Consider the following 21916-nt stretch of genomic DNA (forward strand, 5'->3'; position numbering starts at 1 on the left):
ATGAGCTCCGCACCGCAGAACCCCGCGCGTCAGGACCCTCACGGCCGGCAGCCGCCCGCGCCCCGCCCGGCCGTCGTCCGTGACGCACTCGGCGTGGGGATCGCCGTCGGGCTGTCCGGCTTCGCCTTCGGCGTGACCTCCGCGGGCGCCGGGCTCTCGCTCGCCCAGACCTGCGCCCTTTCCCTGCTGGTCTTCACCGGCGCCTCCCAGTTCGCCCTGGTCGGCGCGCTCGGCGCGGGCGGCAGCCCGTTCGCGGCCGCCGCCGGGGCGTTCTTCCTCGGCACCCGCAACGCCTTCTACGGGCTGAAACTCTCCCACCTGCTCAAACTGCCCGCCGCGGTAAGGCCGCTGGCCGCCCAGTGGGTCATCGACGAGTCCTCCGCGGTCGCACTGGCCCAGCGCGACCGCGCCTCGGCCCGGCTCGGTTTCACGGTCACGGGCGCGAGCCTCTACGTGCTGTGGAACCTCACGACCCTGCTCGGCGCGGTGGGCGCGTCGGCCCTCGGCGACCCGAACGCCTGGGGTCTGGACGCCGCAGGACCCGCGGTGTTCCTGGCGCTGCTCGCGCCCATGGTCAGGAGCCGCACGGAGCGCGCCGCCGCGGCCCTGGCCGTGCTGCTCGCGCTTGGGTCGCTGCCGCTGCTGCCCGCCGGGGTCCCCGTCCTGGTGGCGGCTCTGGCCGCGCCCATCGTGCTGGCCGCCGGCCGCCTCGCGGAAGGCGGACCGCGCCCCGGCCGGGGACGCACGCAGGCCCCCCAACGGACCCGCACCCCCGAAGAGGCCCGTACCCCCGAAGAGACCCGTACCCCCGAGGAGACGCCCCGATGAGCACTTCGGCGGACACCTGGATCGCCATCGCCGTGACCGCCGTGGGCTGCTACGGCGTGAAACTGCTGGGCCTGTCCGTGCCCGCGAGGCTGCTCGAACGCCCTCTGGTCAAGCGCCTCGCCGGCCTGGTCCCGCTGGCGCTGCTCGCGGCGCTGACCGCGTTGCAGACCTTCGGCGCCGCCGATCTGCGGCCGGTGGTCGACGCCCGGGCCGCGGGGCTGGCCGCCGCGGCCGTCGCCCTGCTGCTGCGAGCGCCCTTCCTGGTCGTGGTGGCGGCGGCCGTCCTCGTCACCGCGGCGGTGCGAGCCGTCGCCGCCTAGGAGCGCGGCACGCGAGGTGGGGTACGAGGTGATGTAAGGGCCGGTCCCAGGGGGAGGCGGTCCTTACCCGGAACGTCGCGCGCGATACTGGCACTCATGCGGTTGACGAATTTCTGGGAGCGGATGCGCGCGCACTTCGGCGAGACGTACGCCGACTCCTTCGCGCGGGACCATGTGATGTCCGAGCTGGGCGGCAGGACGGTCGTCCAGGCCCTGGAGGACGGCTGGGAGACCAAGGACGTGTGGCGCGCCGTGTGCGCGGCCATGGACGTGCCGGCCATCCACCGCTGACCACAGCACCGCCATTGGTGCAAATGGGTTGATATCAGGACTTGGCATCATCTGGGCCGCAGACTGATCCCTGTGGCAGGAAGCGAGGAGACTCCCGAGCCGGACGGAGACGGGGCGGACGCCGACGCGCCGACGGGCCGGATGCACCTGACGCGTGCCGGGATGCCGCGCTGGCTGCCCCGCGCGCTGATCCTCACCTTCGTCCTGATCGCCTGCTACCAGTTCGCGCACTGGATCTTCAGCCGGCTGGTCGGTCTGCTGGTGAACGTCCTGATCGCGTTCTTCTGTGCCGTCGCCATCGAGCCGGCGGTGGACTGGATGGCGCGGCGCGGGATGCGCCGCGGTCTGGCCACCGGAGTGGTCCTGATCCTGGTGTTCGCCGCAGCTGCCGGCTTCGTGCTGGCCCTCGGGTCGCTGCTGGTCGACCAGATCAGCACCATCGTCGACAATCTGCCGCAGTACCTGAACGACATCGTCGACTGGATCAACCGGACCTTCCACAGCCACCTGGACACCGGAAACCTCCAGGACAAGGTGCTGCACTCCAACTGGGTGCGCACCTATCTGGCGCACGGCCCGAGCAGCGTGTGGGGCATCTCGGCCACCGTCATCGGCACCGTCTTCCAGCTGTTCACGGTGCTGCTCTTCACGTACTACCTGGCGGCGGACGGCCCGCGGCTGCGGCGCACGCTGTGCTCCTTCCTGCCGCCCGCGCACCAGGCGGAGGTGCTGCGAGCCTGGGACATCGCGGTCGCCAAGACCGGGGGCTACCTGTACTCCCGCGCTCTGATGGCGCTGATCTCCGGGCTCGCGCACTACATCCTGCTGCAGGTGCTCGGAGTGCCCTACGCGCCCGCGCTCGCCGTCTGGGTCGGCGTGGTCTCGCAGTTCGTGCCCACCGTCGGCACCTACCTGGCGGGTGCCCTGCCGGTGCTGATCGCCTTCACCGAGGACCCGTGGGACGCGCTGTGGGTGCTGTGCTTCGTCGTGGTGTACCAGCAGTTCGAGAACTACCTGCTGCAGCCGCGCATCACCGCGCGCACGGTGGACATCCACCCCGCGGTCGCCTTCGGATCGGTGATCGCCGGGACCGCGCTGCTCGGCGCGGTGGGCGCGCTCATCGCGATCCCGGCCACCGCGACGATGCAGGGCTTCTTCACCGCGTACGTGCGGCGCTACGAGGTCAGCGATCCGCGTCTGTAGCGGCGGCGAGCCGCTCCAGGGCCAGCTCGCGGGCGCGCGCGAGCGCGTCCTGTGCCGGGACGAGGACGTCCGGCTGCACCCCGACGGTCTCCCAGTTGCCGCCTGAGCGGGGGTTGACGGACCGGCCCACCGGAATGGTCGCCTCCAGGTGCGGGTGGACGGTCCACCCCTCGCGCGGGTGCGCCCCGCCGCCCGTCACCTCGCCGACGACGACGGCCCGGCCCAGCTGCTGCAGGTCGTAGGCCAGCTCCTCGGCCCCGGAGAACGTGTCGCCACTGGTCAGCACGTACAGCGGCTTCCGGCCGCCGAATCGCGCGCCGGGCACGTACGGCAGGCTCCAGGACTGCTCGCTGCGGCCGCCGTCGCGCCATTCCATGGTGATGAGGTGGGTGCGCTCGTCCAGCAGGTAGCTGCAGATGAAGGCCACCAGGTCCGGGTCGCCGCCCCGGTTGCGGCGCAGGTCGATGATGAGCGCCTCGGCCGGTGCGACCAGCGAGAGCGCGGCGGTCATCCGCTCCGCGGCCCAGTCCACCGGGAAGAGCATGGGCGCCAGTTCGAGCACCGCGACGCCGTCGCCGAGCATCTCCAGGCGCGGCACGCCGCCGAGTGAGGCGTCGAAGTCCCGGCGTATCCCGGCGAGCACGGCCTCGCCCTGTCCGGTGGGCACCTCCTGTGCGTGGTACTTCAGCCGCAGGTGGCGGTCGCCGTTGACGGACTGGAGGTCGGCGGTGACCAGGTGGCCGAGCTGCTCCGCGTCCTCGACGTCGTACGCGCCCTCGGCCAGGCGCCGCCGCAGGATGCCGGCGATCCGGTCGGCGACGTCGGGGAAGACGTAGTGCCTGGTCAGCAGATCGGTCGTCTCTTCGACCGCCCGGTGGAGGGCGGACGTCGTGGTCGTCGTCATGGCGAGGAGTACAGCACCGGCCTTGCGAAAGCGTCAAGAGAATTGGACACTTGATGCATGACCGACGAGGCCCCGCCGTCGCGCCCGCCGCAGGACGCCCAGCAGATCGGCTCGCCCGAGCAGTTCGCGGCGCTCGCGCACCCGCTCAGGCAGCGCCTGCTCTTCGCCCTCGGCCGCCGCCCCGCGACCATCAGCGGACTCGCCTCCCAGCTCGGTGTGGCGAAGGGCAGCGTCTCCCACCACCTGAAGGTCCTGCGTGCGGCGGGCCTGGTGTACGTCGCCGAGACCCGGCAGGTGCGCGGCGGCACCGAGCAGCGCTACCAGCGCACCGCGCGCCGGATGGTGGTCGCGGACCCCGAGGCGGCCGGCACCGCCGCGATGTTCGGGGCGTTCGCCCAGGAACTCGACCGCTCGCCGGAGGGCTCCGCCGTGCGGCTGCGCCACCTGCATCTCGGCCCGGACAAGGCCCGGCGGCTGCGTGAGCTGCTGGTGGAGCTGGTCGACGAGGCCGAGGAGGACGAGGACGACCAGCCGGTGCTCGGCGTCCTGGTGGCGCTGTACCGGCCGGCCGGGCCGGCGGGCGGCGGCTGAGCCCGGCCCTTCGGGGTGCAGGGGCCGGGAATCGGCACGGCCGGCCGGCGGCGGGCATACCGTTGTCCCGCGGAGAGCCCGGCCGCGCCGGGCCCGCGCGATCGGCGGGTCGCTTGACACAAAATTCGAACAACCATTCATATGGTGGCACCGGGTGGTTTTCCACAGCCCGGGGAGACGTCCGGGCGCGTTGTCAGTGGCAGGCGCTAGCGTCGTGGACGTGAAGCGATCGAACCAGACATCCCGGGTGGAACCCATGGCAGGAAACGACCGCGAGAAGGCCCTCGACGCCGCCCTCGCACAGATTGAACGGCAGTTCGGCAAAGGCGCCGTCATGCGCCTCGGCGACCGGCCGAATGAGCCCATCGAGGTCATCCCCACCGGCTCGACCGCTCTGGACGTGGCCCTCGGCGTGGGCGGCCTGCCGCGCGGCCGCGTGGTGGAGGTGTACGGCCCTGAGTCCTCCGGCAAGACGACCCTGACCCTGCACGCGGTGGCCAACGCCCAGCGGGCCGGCGGCACCGTGGCGTTCGTGGACGCCGAGCACGCGCTGGACCCCGACTACGCCAAGGCGCTCGGCGTCGACACGGACAACCTGATCCTGTCCCAGCCGGACACCGGCGAGCAGGCTCTGGAGATCGTGGACATGCTGGTCCGCTCCGGCGCGATCGACCTGATCGTGATCGACTCCGTGGCAGCCCTCGTGCCGCGGGCCGAGATCGAGGGTGAGATGGGCGACTCGCACGTGGGCCTGCAGGCCCGCCTGATGAGCCAGGCGCTCCGCAAGATCACCAGCGCGCTCAACCAGACGAAGACCACCGCGATCTTCATCAACCAGCTGCGCGAGAAGATCGGTGTGATGTTCGGCTCGCCGGAGACCACCACCGGTGGCCGCGCGCTGAAGTTCTACGCATCGGTCCGGCTCGACATCCGCCGCATCGAGACCCTCAAGGACGGCACCGACGCGGTCGGCAACCGGACCCGTGTGAAGGTCGTCAAGAACAAGGTCGCGCCGCCCTTCAAGCAGGCCGAGTTCGACATCCTCTACGGCCATGGCATCAGCCGCGAGGGCGGCCTGATCGACATGGGCGTCGAGCACGGCTTCGTCCGCAAGTCCGGCGCCTGGTACACCTACGAAGGCGACCAGCTCGGCCAGGGCAAGGAGAACGTCCGCAACTTCCTCCGGGACAACCCGGACCTGGCGGACGAGATCGAGAAGCGGATCAAGGAGAAGCTCGGCGTCGGCGTGCCCAAGAAGACCGAGATCCCGGCCGGCCAGCCGGGCACGGACGCGGCAGCGCCGGTGGCGGAGATCGCCGCAGCCAAGGCCGAGGTCCCGGCCCCGAAGAAGGCGACCAAGGCCACCGCCGCCAAGGTCTGACGCCATGGCGCGCAGGCCCCAGGAACGCGGCGGCTCTTCCGAGTCGAGGGCCTCGCGAGAGCCGCCGCTCGATCCGGAGGAGCAGGCGCGGGCACTCTGCCTGCGCCTGCTCACCGGAACCCCTCGCACCCGCAGGCAGCTCGCCGACGCCATGCGGAAACGGGAGATCCCCGACGACGTCGCCGAGCACGTCCTGGAGCGCTTCCAGGACGTGGGCCTGATCGACGACCAGGCGTTCGCCAACGCCTGGGTGGAGTCCCGGCATCGTGGCCGCGGGCTGGCCCGCCGCGCCCTCGCCAGGGAGCTGCACCACCGCGGGGTGGACGCCGAACTGGTCACCGAGGCGGTCGAACTCCTCGACTCCGAGCAGGAGGAGGAGACCGCCCGGGAGCTGGTGGCCCGCAGGCTGCGCAGCACCCGCGGACTGGACCGGGACAAGCGCATCCGGCGGCTCGCGGGCATGCTCGCCCGCAAGGGCTACCCGGAAGGACTGGCCCTCAGAGTGGTACGCGACGCCCTCGCGCAGGAGGGCGTCGACGAGGAAGAGGAAGGGGAGGAGCCGTGGCTGTGGGAATGAGCCGCACGGCGCGAGAACGGCAGCCGCGCATACCCGGGCGCTGCTACGTCCCGTCCTGTCCGGTCGGCGCCGAGCCGGACCTCGGGCTGACCGAGGCACGCCGCTGACCACACTGCCGTCCCCGAGCCCGGACGCCGAGCCGCGCCGGCAGTCGTGACCGACGAACCGGTGCACCGCCGCGAGCCGCACCGCCGCACCCAGCCTTCGCTGCTCGGCGGTCGGTAACCCGGTTCCGGTTCGTGGCCACACCTCGTGCCCGATGGTCGCTGTCCAGCCCGGCGCCTCCGCAGGCCCGTGCCCCCGCCGTCCCCGGCTCCGCTACGGCGTCCGGCCGCCGACCCGTCGACCGTGCGGCCTGCCTCCGCCGCCCGCCGGGTGGCGGCCATCGGTCCCGGGGCCGTCCTCCGGACCGTCGGCCCCGGGCGCGGCCGCGGGCCGCTCAGGCTGCGGCTCCTCGTCCTCCGCCCCTGGCACGGGAGGCCCGCCGCGGGCCAGGTCGGCGTAGGAGTACAGCTCCGCGGGGCGGCAGCCGACCATGGCCGTCACGAGGCGGCCGTCGGGACGGACGAGCAGCACGGTGTGCGCGGTGGAGCCGGGATAGGTCTCGGCGACGACCAGTTCGGCGCGGGTCGGCAAAGCGTTCACGGCGGAGGCCAGCCGGGGCATCAGTCCGGCGCTCAGCCAGTGGCGGGACTCCCATACCCCGCTGCCGGGGGCGATCAGCACGACGACCAGCCCCCGCCCGAGCCGGTCCCGCAGCTGCCCGAGTGTGCCGTCCAGCGCGATGACCGGCACGTCGGCGACCATTCCGCCGGGTGGGGTGGCGCAGTCGGCGACCAGCGGGGAGGCCCCCGTCTTGCCGCCGCCGGTGCGCGGCGCCGGCAGCGACAGCGGCGAGCGCCCGTAGACCCCGGCCGCCGCCGCGCTGCCGATCCCCAGGTGGCTGTCGGTGAGCAGCTCGGCGTGTCCGCGCGCCGAGCCCGAGAGCAGGCTCTGCCGCACGGTCTGCCAGGCGCTGTTCGCCCGCAGCAGCGGAAGCGCCTGGTCGGCGGCGCGCAGCCGGGCGCCGACCGCGCCACGGCGCTCCGCCTCGTAGCTGTCCAGCAGCAGCCGGGAGGCTCCGTCGTGCCAGGCGAGGGCGAGCTTCCAGGAGAGGTTCTCGGCGTCCCGCAGCCCCTCCTCGACGCTCTGCGCGCCCAGAGCGCCCATCAGGTGGGCGGCGTCGCCGGCCAGGAAGACCCGACCGGCGCGCCAGCGGCGGGCCAGCCGCTGGTGCACCGGGTAGTCGGACGAGCCGATCAGCTCATAGGGGGGGACATGGCCGCACCAGGCGGCGAGGGAGGAGCGGACCCGCTCCACCAGGGCGTCCGAGGTCAGCGGGCCGCCCTGCACGGGCAGCAGCCAGTCCAGCCGCCACAGCCCGTCCGGCAGCGGCCTGGCGGTGGTCTCCTGCCCGGCCGGGGCGCCCGGCGGGTCGCGGTGGAGCAACGCCACCCCGGGGTCCGGCAGGTCGGTGCGGAGCACAGCCACCGCGTGCCGGTCGACCGTGGTGCGGCCGGGGAACCGTACGCCGAGCAGCTTGCGGACCGTGGAGCGGGAACCGTCGGTGCCGACCAGGAAACTGCCGCGCCACCACGTGTCGTGGGCGCCGCGGGTGTGCACGTTCACGCCGTGCCCGTCCTGCTCGAAGGCGTCCACCTTGGCGCCGGCCACGATGCGGACCGAGCCGCAGGTCATCAGCGCCGCGCGCAGTCCTCGCTCCAGAAGGTGCTGGGCGAGGTGCACCGGGGCGTCGGCGCCGTCGGGGCGGAAGTCGATCCGCAGCACCTCCGTGCGGCGGCGCAGCGTGCGCCAGGCCGTCCAGGTCGTACCGTCCTGCCGCAGTCCGCCGTAGCCGAGGCGTTCCAGCGGGGCAGCCGTCGCCGGGCCGAGGACCACGGTGCGCGGTCGCCGCAGGCCCTCGGAGTCGTCCGGCGTCTCCACCTCGTCCAGCAGGATGACGGGGACGTCACGGCGGCCCAGCCCGAGGGCGAGGGCGAGTCCGACAGGACCCGCCCCCGCGACGATCACCGGGTCCACGCAGCGGCCCCCGGAAGAATTGCGGTCACAAAGCGTATGCAACTCACTGCGACTGCCCACGTCAAGCGACGGTCCCCCCTCGGCGCGCTGCACCGACGGCACGTCGGGCGCACGACGGGCACCGCGACGGCGCCTGCGGTGCGTACCGGGTCGGTAACGGTCCGGGGCGTGAGCCGGTACCCCCTTGACGCACCCCACCCTGATCGGCGTGGATTCCACAGACAGGACCGGACGGATCGCGACGACGACGGCACGGAAAGAGGTGAGGCATGCGGCTTCTGCTCGTGGAGGACGACGACCGGGTCGCCGCCGCGCTCTCCGCCGTCCTCGGCCGGCACGGTTTCGACGTGCGGCACGCCCGCAGCGGCGAGGAGGCCATCCAGGCCATGCTGCCGGACCAGGGGCCCGCGTTCGACTGCGTGCTGCTGGACCTGGGACTGCCCGACCAGGACGGCTTCGAGGTGTGCAGCCGGATCAGGCGACGCACCTCCACGCCGGTGATCATGGTCACCGCGCGGGCCGATGTCCGCTCCCGCATCCACGGCCTGAACCTCGGCGCGGACGACTACGTGGTCAAGCCCTACGACACCGGCGAACTCCTCGCCCGCATCCACGCGGTCAGCCGCCGCCCGCCGCTGCGCACCCCCGGCCCCGCCGCGGCGGGCACGACCGCGGGGCCGGCCGCCGAGCCTGCCGACGGCGGTGACGCCGCCGCGGCCACGGCGGGCGAGGGCTTGACGCTCGGCGCCGTCGCCATCGACCTGCCGACCCGCCGCGTCACCGTGGACGGCGCACCGGTGGCGCTGACCCGTAAGGAGTTCGACCTGCTGGCGCTGCTCGCGCAGCGCCCTGGGGTCGTCTTCCGGCGCGAGCAGATCATCAGCGAGGTGTGGCGGACCGCGTGGGAGGGCACAGGCCGCACGCTGGAGGTGCATGTGGCCTCACTGCGTTCCAAGCTGCGCACGCCGGCCATGATCGAGACGGTGCGCGGCGTCGGCTACCGCTTCGTCGTGCCGGCCGGCTGACGGCGCACCGAGGACCAGGACCGCTGCCTTGCGTTCACGACTGCTGCCGCTGCTCATCGTGCTGATGGCCGGCGTGCTGCTGGCGCTGGGCTTCCCACTGGCCGCCAGCCAGGCCGCCGCGCAGCAGCAGCGCGTGGTCGTCGACCGGATCGACGACACCACCAGGTTCGCCGCGCTGGCGCAGTTCGTCACCGCGCGCGACGAGCAGACCGAGCTGTCCCCGGTGGACGACGAGCGGCTGCACACCCTGCGCACCGAACTCGCCCGCTACCAGCAGCTCTACGGCATCAGCGCCGGAGTCTTCTACCGCGACCGCGCCGTCATGGCCGCCGCGCCTGCCCGGTGGAGCGTTCCCGTGGGCGGCGAGCTGTACGACGCCTACCACTCCGCGCTGCTCGGCCGCCGCGTCCACAACCCCCAGCAGGTGTGGCCCTGGCAGCACCGCAAACTCGCCATCGCCTCGCCCATCGTGCGCGACGGCGACGTGGTCGCGGTCGTCGTCACCGACTCGCCGACGGGCGCCCTGCGGGCCCGCATCCTGCACGGCTGGCTGCTGCTGGCCGCGGGCGAGGCGGCGGCGATGGCGCTCGCGATGCTCTTCGCCGTCCGGCTGACCGCCTGGGTGCTGCTGCCGGTCGCGACGCTGGACCGGGCCACCCACGACATCGCGACCGGCCGGATGAAGTCCCGTGTCGAGGCGTCCGGCGGCCCGCCGGAACTGCGCCGGCTGGTCCGCTCGTTCAACGAGATGGCCGACAACGTCGAGGAAGTGCTCGAACAGCAGCGGGCGTTCGTCGCCGACGCCTCCCACCAGCTGCGCAACCCGCTGTCCGCGCTGCTGCTGCGCATCGAACTGCTCGGTCTCGCGCTGCCCGACGGCCACACCGAGGCCGAGTCGGTCAAGGAGGAGGGCCACCGGCTCGCGCAGGTGCTCGACGACCTGCTGGGCCTCGCCGTCGCGGAGAGCTCGGGCAGCCACCTGGCCAGTACCGACATCGGCCACCTGGCCGGGGTGCGGGCGTCGGCCTGGGCGGCGGCGGCCCGGCGGTCGCATGTCGCGGTCCGGTTCACCGCGCCCGCGCGGGCCGAGGAGGCGACCGGCTGGGCGGATCCGATCGCACTGTCCAGCGCGCTGGACGCGGTGATCGACAACGCGATCAAGTTCACTCCGGCGGGCGAGTCGGTCACGGTACGGGTGGCCGGCGGCGCGCAGGACGTCACGATCACCGTCGCGGACAGCGGTCCGGGGCTCACCGAGGAGGAACTCGCCCGGATCGGCGACCGCTTCTGGCGCAGCGCCCGCCACCAGAACGTGCACGGCTCGGGCCTCGGCCTGTCCATCGCCCGCGCGCTGCTCGGCCAGGGCGGCGGCGCCATCACCTTCGGCACCCGCGAGCCGCACGGCCTCGAAGTCACCCTCACGGTGCCGCGCGGCGCCGCGGTCCCCTCGCCCTCCACGGGCCCGGTGCCGCGCGCCTGACGCCGGCCGCGCGGAATGCGGGGCGGACCGGGCGGCCCCGCAGACGTCGCGTCTAGGGCGCCGCGTCTAGGGCTTCACGGACCGGTAGTACCGCTCCGCCCCCACATGCAGCGGCAGCGGGTCGGTGAAGACGGCCGTGCGGAGGTCGACGAGCTGCGCCGCGTGGACCTCCTTGCCGATGGCGTCCCGGCTGTCGATCACGGTCCTGGTGAGCCGCTCGACCAGCCCGGTGTTCGCATGGTCGGTCGTGACCAGCAGGTTCGCCACCGCGATCGTGGAGATCGCCTGCCCGCGCTGCGCTTTGGGGTAGGCGTCGGCGGGCATCACCGCCTGGCGGTAGTACTGCATCTTCGGCCCCATCGCGTGCAGTCGGGACACCAGATCGCCCAACTGGACCAGTTTGATGCGGTCCACCGGCGTCGCCATGGCGGCGACGGCCGCGGTCGGCAGGCCGCCGGACCAGAAGAACGCGTCGAGCCTGCCGCTGAGGAGCATGCCGGGAGCCTTGTCGATGCCGACCGGCACGGCCTTGATGTCCTTGTTCACGTCGAGCCCGGCGGCGGTCAGCAGGCGCCGGGTGATCAGATTGACCCCGGAGTCGGCCTGGCCCACGCCGACGGTCAGCCCGCGCAGGTCGCGGGCCGAGCGCACCGGGGAGTCCCGCGGCACGACCAGCTGCATGTAGTCGTCGTAGAGGCGGGCGCAGGCCCGCAGATCCGCCCGGCCCGGACCCTGGTAGTTGGCCACGGCGTCGGCGGCGGCGATGGTGAAGTCGGCCTGGCCGGAGACGAGCCGCTTGATGTTGTCGACCGACCCCTCGGTGCGCACGAGGTCCACCGGTACGCCCGGCAGCGCGGTCCGCAGATCGGCCTTCAGCAGCTTGCCGTAGAGGTCGTACACGCCGTTGCGCACGCCGGTGGCCAGCGAGATCGGCCGGTGCGGGTAGGAGGGACCGCCGGACGGCAGCAGCCACCACAGCAGCAGCGCGAGCGCCGAGACGGCGGCCAGCACGGCCTGGAGCGCCCGCCGGCGGCTGATGCCGCCACGAGCCGGTCCGCTCCGCGCCCGCAGCGCCGCGCGGACGCGTCCGCCGAGGTGGGAGAGGTCCATGCCCCGCGATCCTGCCAGCCCGCGGCCACCCGCGGAAGGCGGGAGTTCCGCGGAAGGCGGCGGCGCGGCGCCCCTGCGACCCCGTACTCTGGTTGATTGTTATGAGTGCGCGTACTTACGAGGTCCGCACCTACGGGTGCCAGATGAACGTCCACGACTCCGAACGGCTGTCCGGTCTGCTGGAGGGCGCGGGCTACGTCCGTGCGCCCGAGGGGGCCGACGGCGCGGACGTCGTCGTCTTCAACACCTGTGCGGTGCGGGAGAACGCGGACAACCGGCTCTACGGCAATCTCGGCCAGCTCGTGCCGAAGAAGGCCGCACGCCCCGGCATGCAGATCGCCGTCGGCGGCTGTCTCGCCCAGAAGGACCGGGACACCATCGTCAAGCGCGCCCCCTGGGTCGACGTGGTCTTCGGCACCCACAACATCGGCCAGCTGCCGGTGCTGCTGGAGCGGGCCAGGATCGCGGAGGAGGCCCAGGTCGAGATCGTCGAGTCGCTGGAGACCTTCCCCTCGACGCTGCCCTCGCGCCGCGAGTCCGCCTACGCCGCCTGGGTCGCCATCTCGGTCGGCTGCAACAACACCTGCACCTTCTGCATCGTGCCCGCGCTGCGCGGCAAGGAGAAGGACCGCAGGCCCGGCGACGTCCTCGCCGAGGTCGAGGCGCTGGTCGCCGAGGGCGTCATCGAGGTCACGCTGCTCGGCCAGAACGTCAACGCCTACGGCTCGGACATCGGCGACCGTGAGGCGTTCGGCAAGCTGCTGCGCGCCACCGGCGGCGTCGAGGGCCTGGAGCGGATCCGCTTCACCTCGCCGCACCCGCGCGACTTCACCGACGACGTCATCGCCGCCATGGCCGCCACGCCGAACGTGATGCACCAGCTGCACATGCCGCTGCAGTCCGGCTCCGACCGGGTGCTGAAGGCGATGCGCCGCTCGTACCGGCAGGACCGCTACCTCGGCATCATCGAGAAGGTGCGCGCGGCGATGCCCGACGCGGCGATCACCACGGACATCATCGTGGGCTTCCCGGGCGAGACCGAGGAGGACTTCGAGCAGACCCTGCACGTGGTGCGCGAGGCGCGCTTCGCCCAGGCCTTCACCTTCCAGTACAGCAAGCGGCCCGGCACGCCCGCCGCCGAGATGGACGGGCAGATCCCCAAGGCCGTCGTCCAGCAGCGCTACGAGCGGCTGGTCGCGCTCCAGGAGGAGATCTCCTGGGAGGAGAACAAGAAGCAGGTCGGCCGCACCCTGGAGGTGCTGGTCGCCGAGGGCGAGGGCCGCAAGGACGACGCCACCCGGCGCCTGTCGGGGCGCGCTCCCGACAACCGCCTGGTGCACTTCGAGCGCCCCGAGGAGCCGGTCAGGCCCGGCGACATGGTGACCGTCGAGGTCACCTATGCGGCGCCGCACCATCTGCTCGCGGAGAGGCCCGCCCTCGGCGTCCGGCGCACCCGCGCGGGCGACGCGTGGGAGCGGCGGAACGCCGCGCCGCCGAACCAGGCCGGCGTGATGCTGGGGCTGCCGACGATCGGCGCTCCCGCGCCGTCCGCCCAGCCCGCACTGGCCGGCGGCTGCTCGGTCGACTGAGCCGGCCCCCGGGCGGCGCCGCGTGCGCCCGCGGGGGAGTACGGGCCGCCGCCCGTCGGGATGTCGGTGCTCGCCGGTAAGGTTCCGCCCATGCTCGTCGCCGCCGCAGTGTGCCCCTGCCCGCCGTTGCTGGTCCCGGAGGTCGCCGCGGACGCCGCGGGCGAGCTGGACGCCCTGAGAGCGGCCTGCGCGGACGCGATCGGCGTGCTGGCCGCGTCCCGGCCCGAGCGGCTGGTGGTGGTCGGCCCGGCGGAGCGGCCCAGCCGCGGCGTCTTCCCGCCGGGGGCGGTCGGCACCTTCCGCCCCTTCGGCGTCGATCTCGACGTCACCCTGGGCGGCCCGGGCGCCGGGCGGCAGGACGACGCGGCCGAGGACGTGCCCCCGCTGCCGCCGTCGCTGACGGTCGCCGCCTGGCTGCTGCGAGGCTGGAGCGCGGCGCCCGTGGAGGGCATGGGGGTCGGCGAGCAGCTGGAGCCGGAGCGCTGCGCCGCGGCCGGCCGCGCCATCGCGGGATCGGCCGAACGGGTGGCGCTGCTCGTCATGGGCGACGGAACCGCCTGCCGCACGGTCAAGGCGCCCGGCTACCTCGACGAGCGCGCGGACCCCTTCGACGCCTCCGTGGCCGCCGCCCTGGCCGCCGCCGACGTGCCGGCGCTGGCCGGGCTCGACCCGGACCTCGCGCAGGAACTCAAGGCCGCAGGCCGCGCTCCCTGGCAGGTGCTCGCCGGCGCCGCGGAGGAGGCCCACCTCGCCGGTCAGCTGCTCCACGAGACGGCGCCGTACGGGGTGGGCTACTTCGTCGCCGCCTGGACCTGACGGAACCGCCGCCCGGCGCGGGCCGCGTCCACGCGCGGCCGTCTTCGCGGGCGGCGGCCGCCCGCCGTGGTGTCCGGGTGGCGCCAGGACCGGAAAAAGGACGGGCCGCGGATGGTGGAAATCCGCGGCCCGTCCGGTGCGGGCCGCCCGTGACGGCGGCCGGTCCCGGGTTCAAGCAGGTCGGGCAGCCCTGGTCGGGCTCAAGGATCGCTCAGGCGTGGCCGCCGCCCTGGTCGCCGTAGTTGCGTGCGGCGTCCTTGGCCTTGTCCTCGCCGGTGTCGATCTGGCTGCTGTACTTGCCGCCGGTCCGGGAGTCGGCCGCCTGGCCGGCCTTGTCGACGCCCTGGTCGACCTTGTCGCCGTGTTCGCGCATCATGTCGTCGGCCTTGCCCTTCGACATGCCGAGCTTGTCCTTGAGCGTGTCCATGAAGCTCATCTGGCACCTTCCCTCGAAGATGACGGCCGCGGAGGGGCCGCTGTGCGCGGTCGCACCCTGCCGGCCCAGGCCATGAGGGCTCAAACCAGCACAAAACGTCCTTCACTTCTTCCGACCATACTCGTGACCCGGGCTTTTCGCCCCGGCGCTTTTGGGACACTGGACGGGTGAAGAACCGTGTCATCGCCGTCGTCGGTCCCACCGCGGCCGGGAAGTCCGACCTGGGCGTCGCCCTCGCCCAGCGGCTCGGCGGCGAGGTGATCAACGCCGACTCCATGCAGCTCTACCGCGGCATGGACATCGGCACCGCCAAGCTCACCCCGCAGGAGCGCGGCGGCGTCCCGCACCATTTGCTCGACATCTGGGAGGTCACCCAGGCCGCCAACGTCGCCGACTACCAGCGCCTCGCCCGCGCCGAGATCGACCGGCTGCACGCCGAGGGCCGCGTCCCCGTCCTCGTCGGCGGCTCCGGGCTCTATGTGCGAGCGGCCATCGACGCCCTGGAGTTCCCCGGCACCGACGCCGAGGTCCGCGCCCGCCTGGAGGCCGAGCTGGAGATGCGCGGTCCCGGCGCGCTGCACGCCCGTCTGGCCGCCGTCGACCCGGGAGCGGCGCAGGCCATCCTGCCCAGCAACGGGCGGCGCATCGTCCGCGCCCTGGAGGTGGTGGAGATCACCGGCCGGCCCTTCACCGCGAACCTGCCCGGCCACGAGTCGGTCTACGACACCGTGCAGATCGGCGTGCAGCTGCCGCGGCCCGAGCTGGACGCGCGCATCACCCTGCGGGTCGACCGGATGTGGGAGGCGGGGCTCGTCGCCGAGGTCCGCGCCCTTGAGGAGGCGGGTCTGCGGGAGGGCCGCACTGCATCCCGGGCGCTCGGCTACCAGCAGGTCCTCGCCTTCCTCGCGGGGGACCGCACCGAGGACGAGGCCCGCGCCGAGACCGTACGGGCCACCAAGCGCTTCGCGCGCCGGCAGGAGTCGTGGTTCCGGCGCGACCCGCGGGTGGAGTGGCTGACCACCCGCGGGGAGGAACTCACCGAGCAGTCCCTGTCGTTGGTCGAGCACGCCCCAAGAAGCGGTCACAGCCTGATCACGTGATGGCATCGGGACGCCCCGGGGCCGCGGACCACCACCGCGCCCGTGCCATCATCAAGCATCCAGCTACGGTGTCGGAGACTTGGGAGGGCGCGTGGCAATGGCAGCCGGCCCGCGCGACACACCCCAGGGGCGCGACACCGCGGACGCGGGCAGAGCCCGCGAGCCGCACGAGGCCCGGCCGGTGGCCGAGCCGGGCGCGACCCGGGACTCGATGGAGTCCCTGGAGTCCGACGAACCCGGCGATCGGCTCGAACCGCTGGAGCAGGGCGACCCCCTGGGCTCGCTGGAGTCCCTGGACTCACTCGGCTCCCTCGGACGCCTGGAACCCCTGGACCCCGCCGAGGGCCTGCCGCCGATCGAGGACGGCGAGTCCTTCCGCGAGCTGCGGCCGCCGCGCCGGCTGCGGATCTGGCAGCTCGCGCCCATCACCGCGCTCGCCGTGGGCGGTTCGCTGATGTTCGCCTTCCCGCTGGCCTTCGAGTCGGGGGACGCGGGCCCGGTGGTGGCCATGCTCGGCCTGCTGCTCTGCTGCTGCGCCGCGGGGTGGGGCCTGATGGCCGCCCGCCGGCTCGGCCAGACCTGGCCGGGGCTGCCCCCCCGCGGCTCCGGCGCCCGCCCCGACTGGCGGTTCGTCGCCGGTTACACCGTCCTGATCATGCTGCTCGCGGTGCTCGCCGTGTGGCGCGTCGCCCGGCTGCGCTGAGCCTTGCCGGGCCGAGCCTTGCCGGGCTGAGCGCGGCTGCGCCGAGCCCACCCGCGCGTCCGGGACCGCCCGCCCCTGGGCCTGCGGCGCGCCCTGGACCTCCAGCCCCGGCCCCGCCCCGCCGCGGGCCGGGTGTCCGGCCGCCCGGCCCTCCCGCCAGCCGGTTGTCCGACGCGCCGCGTACGATCGGAACCATGACTGGAACGCGCCACGGAACCGCCGCCCTGACCTTCCTCAAGGGCCACGGCACCGAGAACGACTTCGTGATCGTCCCCGACCCGGACGGTCGGCTCGACCTGTCGGCGGCCGACGTGGCGCGGCTGTGCGACCGCAGGGCCGGCATCGGCGGGGACGGCCTGCTGCGCGTCGTCAGGTCGGCCGCGCACCCCGAGGCGGCCGCTCTGGCCGCCGAGGCCGAATGGTTCATGGACTACCGCAACAGCGACGGCAGCGTCGCCGAGATGTGCGGCAACGGCGTCCGGGTCTTCGCCCGCTACCTCCAGCGCGCCGGTCACGCCGAGGCAGGCGACCTCGCCATCGCCACCCGCGCCGGGGTGCGCCGGGCGCACCTCGCCAAGGACGCCGAGGACGGCACCCCGGGTGACGTGACGGTGCGCATGGGCCGCGCGGTGCTGCCCGCGGGCCCGGTCGCCGTCGCGGTCGGCGACCGCAGCTGGCCCGCCGTCCACGTCAGCATGGGCAACCCGCACGCGGTGGCCTTCGTGGCCGACCTCGACCAGGCGGGCGACCTGCTGCACGCCCCCGCCGTCAGCCCGGCGTCCGCGTACCCCCAGGGTGTGAACGTGGAGTTCGTGGTCGACCGCGGCCCGCGCCACGTCGCGCTGCGCGTGCACGAGCGCGGCTCCGGCGAGACGCGCTCCTGCGGCACCGGCGCCTGCGCCGTCATGGTCGCCGCCGCCCGGCGCGACGGCATGGACCCCGCGGCGGACGGACAGCCCGTCAGCTACGTCGTCGACGTGCCCGGCGGCCGGCTGGTGATCACCGAACACGCCGACGGCGAGGTCGAGATGACCGGTCCCGCGGTGATCGTCGCCGAGGGCGCCATCGACCCGGACTGGCTGGCCGTCAGGAACTGACGCGCGCCAGCCGGCGGGCCGTGCGAGAGGGCGGCGGACGTCACCCGGCCGGCGTACCCCCGATCGCGGGTGGCCGTAATCGGGCGTATGCGGGCAGGCCGCTCGCTCTGTCATCCCTCGAACGGGTGATGGGGATCACTCTCGGCGAGAGCGTGACTGCCGCACGTGGTGGGCTCGATAGCATCAAGCACCGGCGCGGCCCCACGGGTCGTGGAGGGCTCCCGCAGCCGGTCCACGCTGCCGGAGGCCCCATGAGCGCAGACAACGCGGTGGACGCGGCAGGCACCGCCGACGACCGCAGGCGGGGTCTGCGCCGGATCGACCTGCGCCGCCTGAGCAGGGTGGCGCTGCTGGGCGGCGGCAGCGGAAGCCGCCTGCCGGGCGCCATCGAGCACCTCATCAAGGTCCATCACGCGCGCCATCCGCTGGCCGGCCCCACCGCCATCGAGCTGCTGCGCAGGGCGTACGTCCTCGCCGAGACGTCGCACCGCGGCCAGATGCGCAAGAGCGGCGAGCCCTACATCACCCACCCGCTCGCCGTCACCCTCATTCTCGCCGAACTCGGCGCGGAGACCACGACGCTGACCGCCTCCTTGCTCCACGACACCGTCGAGGACACCGAGGTGACGCTCGATCAGGTGGAGCGGGAGTTCGGCACCGAGGTCGGGCACCTCGTCGACGGCGTCACCAAGCTGGAGAAGGTCGACTACGGCGCCGCCGCGGAGCCGGAGACCTTCCGCAAGATGCTGGTCGCCGCGGGCAGCGACGTGCGGGTGATGTCGATCAAGCTCGCCGACCGGCTGCACAACATGCGCACGCTCGGCGTCATGCGGCCCGAGAAGCAGGCCAGGATCGCCAAGGTCACGCGCGACGTGCTGATCCCGCTGGCCGAGCGGCTCGGCGTGCAGGCGCTCAAGAGCGAGCTGGAGGACCTGGTCTTCGCGATCCTCCACCCCGAGGAGTACACGAACACCCGCGCCATGATCGAGGCGCACGCGGCCGGCCCTGACCCGCTGGCCGCCGTCGCCGACGACCTGCGCGCGGTGCTGCGCGAGGCCGGCATCACCGCCGAGGTGGCCATCAGGCCCCGCCACGCGGTCTCCGTGCACCGGCTGATGCTCAAGCGGGGCGGCGTCGAGCCGGGCGGATCCGACTTCGGCCGGCTGCTGGTGCTGGTCGCAGAGGACGCCGACTGCTACGCCGTGCTCGGCGAGCTGCACACCTGCTTCATCCCGGTGATCGCCGAGTTCAAGGACTTCATCGCGGCGCCGAAGTTCAACCTCTACCAGTCGCTGCACACCGCGGTCGCCGACGCGCAGGGCCGGGTCGCCGAAGTCCTGGTGCGCACCCGCCGGATGCACAAGGTCGCGGAGGCCGGGGTGATCGCCCTGGGCGATCCGCACGCCGCGGGGGAGGTCTCGCAGGCCGCCGAGCGCTCGGCGGCCGCGGAGGGGGAGCGGCTGGACCCGACCCAGCCCGGCTGGCTCGCCCGCCTGCTGGAGTGGCAGCGCGCCGCACCCGACGCGGACACCTTCTGGACGGCGCTGCGCGACGACCTCGCCCAGGACCGCGAGATCACCGTCTTCACCACCCAGGGCGCCGACGCCCACGGCACCTTCCGGCTGCCCGCGGGCGCGAGCTGCATCGACGCCGCCTACGGCGTGCACGGCGAGGCCGCACACGCCTGCGTCGGGGTGCGGGTCAACGGCCGGCTCGCCCCGCTCGGCACCCGGCTGCGCGACGGCGACACGCTGCACCTGCTGATGGACGACACCGCCACCTCCGGTCCCGACTCCGACTGGCTGGAGCACGCCGCCACCCCGGCCGCCCGCATCGCGATCACCCGCTGGCTCGCCCAGCACCCCACCAGCCCGGCGGACGACCCCGACGTGGCGCTCCGCCTGGAGGACCCGCAGCTCGCGGCCCTGGCGGAGGGCGCCGCGGCGCACACCGCGCACCAGGACTCCGGCTCGGAACAGGGCTCCGGGGCGGACCGGGACAGCGGAGGGGCCGGTGGGGGGGAGCCCGGCGCCGACCCGGTGGCGCTCACCGATCTGCCGGGCGCCGCGGTCCGCCTCGCCCGCTGCTGTACGCCGGTGCCGCCCGACGGCGTCACCGGCTTCGTCATCCGCGGCGGGACCGTCGCCGTCCACCGCACCGAGTGCCCGACGGCCGCGCACATGACCGCGACGGGCCGCGCCCCGGTTCCGGTCAGGTGGCGGGACGGCACCGCGGCCGGCGGCTACCGCGCCACCGTGCTGGCCGAGGCGCTCAGCCGGCCCCGGCTGCTCGCCGACCTGACCGAGGCGATCGCCGCCCAGGGCATCGGCATCGTCTCCGCCGCGGTCGAGCCGCCGCAGGAGCACCGGGTGCGGCACACCTACACCGTGGAGCTGCCCGACCGGAAGGCGCTGTCCGCGTTGATGCGGGCGATGCGCGCGGTACCGGGCGTCTACGACGTGTACCGGGCGCAGCCGGTGGGCTCCGGCGCGACCCGCGACTGAGGCCCCCTGACGTGCGCGCCCCGGGCAGCCCGCGCGGGGGGCATCCGGCGGTGACGCGCGGGCGGCCGGGAATTCCGGGAGCGCGCCGACCGTTCACACTGGTGAACCGCCCTGTCGACGCAACTGCGTGCCGAAGTAACCGTATGGGGAAGCAACCGCGTGTCGCAGGCGACCGGGCAGGGCATACCGGCTGTGTGTGCCCGGCGGGAAACCCATGTGACCCGGCCTCGCGGGCATGCGACCATCGACAGTGACGGCGCGAACGCGATCGTCGACCTGACCGTACGACCAAAGGATCCAATGACCTCCATTCCTTCTTCCTCTTCGGACAACCGCCAGCGCCTCCCCGAGAGCCTTCGGGCCGACGCCCTGATGGAAGAGGACGTCGCCTGGAGTGTCGGGACGGACGGGGAGCGCGACGGCGAACAGCTGGACCGCGACGACCGTGCCTCCCTTCGACGGGTCGCCGGACTCTCCACCGAGCTGGAGGACGTCACCGAGGTCGAGTACCGCCAGCTGCGGCTGGAACGCGTGGTGCTCGTCGGCGTCTGGACCACCGGAACCGTGGACGACGCGGAGAACTCCCTGGCCGAGCTGGCCGCACTCGCCGAGACGGCGGGCGCGCTCGTGCTCGACGGCGTGATCCAGCGCCGCGACAAGCCGGACCCGGCCACCTACATCGGCTCGGGCAAGGCGCGCGAGCTGCGTGACGTCGTCGTGGAGACCGGCGCGGACACCGTGGTGTGCGACGGTGAGCTGAGCCCCGGTCAGCTCATCCACCTTGAGGACGTCGTCAAGGTGAAGGTGGTCGACAGGACCGCGCTGATCCTCGACATCTTCGCCCAGCACGCCAAGTCCCGCGAGGGCAAGGCGCAGGTGTCGCTGGCGCAGATGCAGTACATGCTGCCGAGGCTGCGCGGCTGGGGCCAGTCGCTGTCCCGGCAGATGGGTGGCGGTGGCTCCGGCTCCTCGGGCGGCGGTATGGCCACTCGCGGTCCCGGTGAGACCAAGATCGAGACCGACCGCCGGCGCATCCGCGAGAAGATGGCCAAGATGCGCCGTGAGATCGCGGACATGAAGACCAGCCGCGACCTCAAGCGGCAGGAGCGCAGGCGCCACAAGGTGCCGTCGGTGGCGATCGCCGGCTACACCAACGCGGGCAAGTCCTCGCTGCTCAACCGCCTCACCGGCGCCGGAGTCCTGGTGGAGAACGCGCTGTTCGCCACCCTGGACCCGACCGTGCGCCGGGCCGAGACGCCCACCGGGCGGCTGTACACGCTGACCGACACCGTCGGCTTCGTCCGGCACCTGCCGCACCACCTGGTCGAGGCGTTCCGCTCCACCATGGAGGAGGTCGGCGAGGCCGACCTGATCCTGCACGTGGTGGACGGCTCGCACCCGGTGCCGGAGGAGCAGCTGGCGGCGGTCCGCGAGGTGTTCCGCGACGTGGGCGCGCTCGACGTGCCCGAGATCGTGGTCGTCAACAAGGCGGACGCGGCCGACCCGCTCGTGCTGCAGCGGCTGCTGCGCAACGAGAAGCACGCCATCGTGGTCTCGGCGCGCAGCGGGCTGGGCATCGACGAACTGCTGGAACTGATCGACGAGGAGCTGCCGCGCCCGGACGTCGAGGTGGAGGCCCTGGTGCCGTACACCCACGGCGGCCTGGTCTCCCGGGTGCATGCCGGGGGAGAGGTGCTCTCCGAGGAGCACACCGGCGAGGGCACCCTCCTCAAGGTGCGGGTGCACGAGGAACTGGCGGCGGAACTCGCCCCGTTCACCCTCGCAGCCCGGCACTGACCCGCCGAACGGCGCCCTGAGGCGCCTCGGCGCGGCAAGTGCGCGCGTCGCGTGGGTAAGGACCGGCCTCCATGGGAGGCCGGTC

At 73.6% G+C, this 21916-nt stretch carries 18 protein-coding genes and 2 pseudogenes; 16 read left to right on the top strand and 4 right to left on the bottom strand.

The window, feature by feature from the left end:
- The 4 genes from V2S66_RS26450 to V2S66_RS26465 all read left to right on the top strand — a co-directional run bounded on the left by V2S66_RS26450 (nt 1) and on the right by V2S66_RS26465 (nt 2642).
- On the top strand, nt 1-828 hold the full coding sequence (locus tag V2S66_RS26450; protein ID WP_330799171.1) for an AzlC family ABC transporter permease: 828 nt from the start codon (nt 1-3) through the stop codon (nt 826-828).
- On the top strand, nt 825-1148 hold the full coding sequence (locus V2S66_RS26455; protein WP_330799172.1) for an AzlD domain-containing protein: 324 nt from the start codon (nt 825-827) through the stop codon (nt 1146-1148). The genes V2S66_RS26450 and V2S66_RS26455 overlap by 4 nt, the downstream gene beginning before the upstream one ends.
- Nucleotides 1149-1244: 96 nt before the next feature.
- Complete coding sequence (locus tag V2S66_RS26460; RefSeq protein ID WP_330799173.1) at nt 1245-1439, top strand: DUF3046 domain-containing protein; 195 nt, start codon at nt 1245-1247, stop codon at nt 1437-1439.
- A gap of 72 nt (nt 1440-1511) precedes the next feature.
- The gene (locus tag V2S66_RS26465) at nt 1512-2642 is read left to right on the top strand and encodes an AI-2E family transporter (protein WP_413966489.1); all 1131 of its coding nucleotides are present in this window, start codon (nt 1512-1514) and stop codon (nt 2640-2642) included.
- Here the strand turns inward: V2S66_RS26465 and V2S66_RS26470 are convergent.
- Nucleotides 2623-3546, bottom strand: coding sequence for a S41 family peptidase (locus tag V2S66_RS26470; RefSeq protein WP_330799174.1), 924 nt, complete (start codon nt 3544-3546; stop codon nt 2623-2625). The genes V2S66_RS26465 and V2S66_RS26470 overlap by 20 nt on opposite strands.
- 57 nt (nt 3547-3603) lie before the next feature.
- Here V2S66_RS26470 and V2S66_RS26475 point away from each other — a divergent pair, with 57 nt between their 5' ends.
- The 3 genes and pseudogenes from V2S66_RS26475 to recX all read left to right on the top strand — a co-directional run.
- On the top strand, nt 3604-4137 hold the full coding sequence (locus V2S66_RS26475) for an ArsR/SmtB family transcription factor (RefSeq protein WP_330799175.1): 534 nt from the start codon (nt 3604-3606) through the stop codon (nt 4135-4137).
- A gap of 256 nt (nt 4138-4393) precedes the next feature.
- Nucleotides 4394-5317, top strand: a pseudogene (gene recA, locus V2S66_RS26480) (recombinase RecA); the annotation flags it as partial.
- Nucleotides 5318-5366: 49 nt separating this feature from the next.
- Nucleotides 5367-6095, top strand: a pseudogene (gene recX / locus V2S66_RS26485) (recombination regulator RecX); the annotation flags it as partial.
- Between the two features lie 318 nt (nt 6096-6413).
- Here the strand turns inward: recX and V2S66_RS26490 are convergent.
- Nucleotides 6414-8174: an FAD-dependent monooxygenase gene (locus V2S66_RS26490; RefSeq protein ID WP_330799176.1), complete on the bottom strand. Its 1761-nt coding sequence runs from the start codon at nt 8172-8174 to the stop codon at nt 6414-6416.
- A gap of 269 nt (nt 8175-8443) precedes the next feature.
- Between V2S66_RS26490 and V2S66_RS26495 the strand changes: the two genes are divergently transcribed.
- Complete coding sequence (locus V2S66_RS26495) at nt 8444-9199, top strand: response regulator transcription factor (RefSeq protein ID WP_330799177.1); 756 nt, start codon at nt 8444-8446, stop codon at nt 9197-9199.
- Nucleotides 9200-9227: 28 nt separating this feature from the next.
- Nucleotides 9228-10679, top strand: coding sequence for a sensor histidine kinase (locus tag V2S66_RS26500; protein WP_330799178.1), 1452 nt, complete (start codon nt 9228-9230; stop codon nt 10677-10679).
- A 66-nt stretch (nt 10680-10745) separates the two neighbouring features.
- Here V2S66_RS26500 and V2S66_RS26505 read toward each other — a convergent pair whose 3' ends face one another.
- Entirely contained in the window at nt 10746-11789 is a 1044-nt protein-coding gene (locus tag V2S66_RS26505; RefSeq protein WP_330799180.1) for a TAXI family TRAP transporter solute-binding subunit, read from the bottom strand.
- Between the two features lie 101 nt (nt 11790-11890).
- Between V2S66_RS26505 and miaB the strand changes: the two genes are divergently transcribed.
- Nucleotides 11891-13378 (top strand): tRNA (N6-isopentenyl adenosine(37)-C2)-methylthiotransferase MiaB, encoded by a 1488-nt coding sequence (miaB, locus tag V2S66_RS26510; protein WP_330799181.1) that lies wholly within the window; start codon nt 11891-11893, stop codon nt 13376-13378.
- Nucleotides 13379-13468: 90 nt separating this feature from the next.
- Nucleotides 13469-14194, top strand: coding sequence for a class III extradiol dioxygenase subunit B-like domain-containing protein (locus tag V2S66_RS26515; protein WP_330799182.1), 726 nt, complete (start codon nt 13469-13471; stop codon nt 14192-14194).
- Between the two features lie 211 nt (nt 14195-14405).
- Here the strand turns inward: V2S66_RS26515 and V2S66_RS26520 are convergent, their stop codons facing one another.
- Nucleotides 14406-14630: an antitoxin gene (locus tag V2S66_RS26520; protein WP_330799184.1), complete on the bottom strand. Its 225-nt coding sequence runs from the start codon at nt 14628-14630 to the stop codon at nt 14406-14408.
- Nucleotides 14631-14797: 167 nt separating this feature from the next.
- Between V2S66_RS26520 and miaA the strand changes: the two genes are divergently transcribed.
- The 5 genes from miaA (at nt 14798) to hflX (ending at nt 21831) form a co-directional block, all read left to right on the top strand.
- Nucleotides 14798-15730, top strand: a complete 933-nt coding sequence (gene miaA / locus V2S66_RS26525; RefSeq protein WP_330799186.1) for a tRNA (adenosine(37)-N6)-dimethylallyltransferase MiaA — start codon at nt 14798-14800, stop codon at nt 15728-15730.
- 97 nt (nt 15731-15827) lie between these two features.
- Nucleotides 15828-16433: a hypothetical protein gene (locus V2S66_RS26530; protein ID WP_330799229.1), complete on the top strand. Its 606-nt coding sequence runs from the start codon at nt 15828-15830 to the stop codon at nt 16431-16433.
- Between the two features lie 194 nt (nt 16434-16627).
- Entirely contained in the window at nt 16628-17530 is a 903-nt protein-coding gene (gene dapF / locus V2S66_RS26535) for a diaminopimelate epimerase (RefSeq protein ID WP_330799187.1), read from the top strand.
- 251 nt (nt 17531-17781) lie between these two features.
- Nucleotides 17782-20034: a RelA/SpoT family protein gene (locus tag V2S66_RS26540; protein ID WP_330799188.1), complete on the top strand. Its 2253-nt coding sequence runs from the start codon at nt 17782-17784 to the stop codon at nt 20032-20034.
- 300 nt (nt 20035-20334) lie between these two features.
- The gene (gene hflX, locus V2S66_RS26545) at nt 20335-21831 is read left to right on the top strand and encodes a GTPase HflX (RefSeq protein ID WP_330799189.1); all 1497 of its coding nucleotides are present in this window, start codon (nt 20335-20337) and stop codon (nt 21829-21831) included.
- Nucleotides 21832-21916: the final 85 nt, after the last annotated feature.

The organism is Actinacidiphila polyblastidii (genome assembly GCF_036353415.1).
In the GTDB taxonomy this organism is placed as follows: domain Bacteria; phylum Actinomycetota; class Actinomycetes; order Streptomycetales; family Streptomycetaceae; genus Actinacidiphila; species Actinacidiphila polyblastidii.

Bases quoted from the DNA above. Each gene is read 5' to 3' on its own strand.
- V2S66_RS26515 (WP_330799182.1), top strand. From the start codon at position 13,469: ATGCTCGTCGCCGCCGCAGTGTGCCCCTGCCCGCCGTTGCTGGTCCCG.
- V2S66_RS26450 (WP_330799171.1), top strand. From the start codon at position 1: ATGAGCTCCGCACCGCAGAACCCCGCGCGTCAGGACCCTCACGGCCGG.
- V2S66_RS26520 (WP_330799184.1), bottom strand. From the start codon at position 14,630: ATGAGCTTCATGGACACGCTCAAGGACAAGCTCGGCATGTCGAAGGGC.
- hflX (WP_330799189.1), top strand. From the start codon at position 20,335: ATGACCTCCATTCCTTCTTCCTCTTCGGACAACCGCCAGCGCCTCCCC.
- V2S66_RS26460 (WP_330799173.1), top strand. From the start codon at position 1,245: ATGCGGTTGACGAATTTCTGGGAGCGGATGCGCGCGCACTTCGGCGAG.
- V2S66_RS26475 (WP_330799175.1), top strand. From the start codon at position 3,604: ATGACCGACGAGGCCCCGCCGTCGCGCCCGCCGCAGGACGCCCAGCAG.
- V2S66_RS26455 (WP_330799172.1), top strand. From the start codon at position 825: ATGAGCACTTCGGCGGACACCTGGATCGCCATCGCCGTGACCGCCGTG.
- dapF (WP_330799187.1), top strand. From the start codon at position 16,628: ATGACTGGAACGCGCCACGGAACCGCCGCCCTGACCTTCCTCAAGGGC.
- V2S66_RS26470 (WP_330799174.1), bottom strand. From the start codon at position 3,546: ATGACGACGACCACGACGTCCGCCCTCCACCGGGCGGTCGAAGAGACG.
- miaB (WP_330799181.1), top strand. From the start codon at position 11,891: ATGAGTGCGCGTACTTACGAGGTCCGCACCTACGGGTGCCAGATGAAC.
- V2S66_RS26530 (WP_330799229.1), top strand. From the start codon at position 15,828: ATGGCAGCCGGCCCGCGCGACACACCCCAGGGGCGCGACACCGCGGAC.
- V2S66_RS26505 (WP_330799180.1), bottom strand. From the start codon at position 11,789: ATGGACCTCTCCCACCTCGGCGGACGCGTCCGCGCGGCGCTGCGGGCG.
- V2S66_RS26495 (WP_330799177.1), top strand. From the start codon at position 8,444: ATGCGGCTTCTGCTCGTGGAGGACGACGACCGGGTCGCCGCCGCGCTC.
- V2S66_RS26540 (WP_330799188.1), top strand. From the start codon at position 17,782: ATGAGCGCAGACAACGCGGTGGACGCGGCAGGCACCGCCGACGACCGC.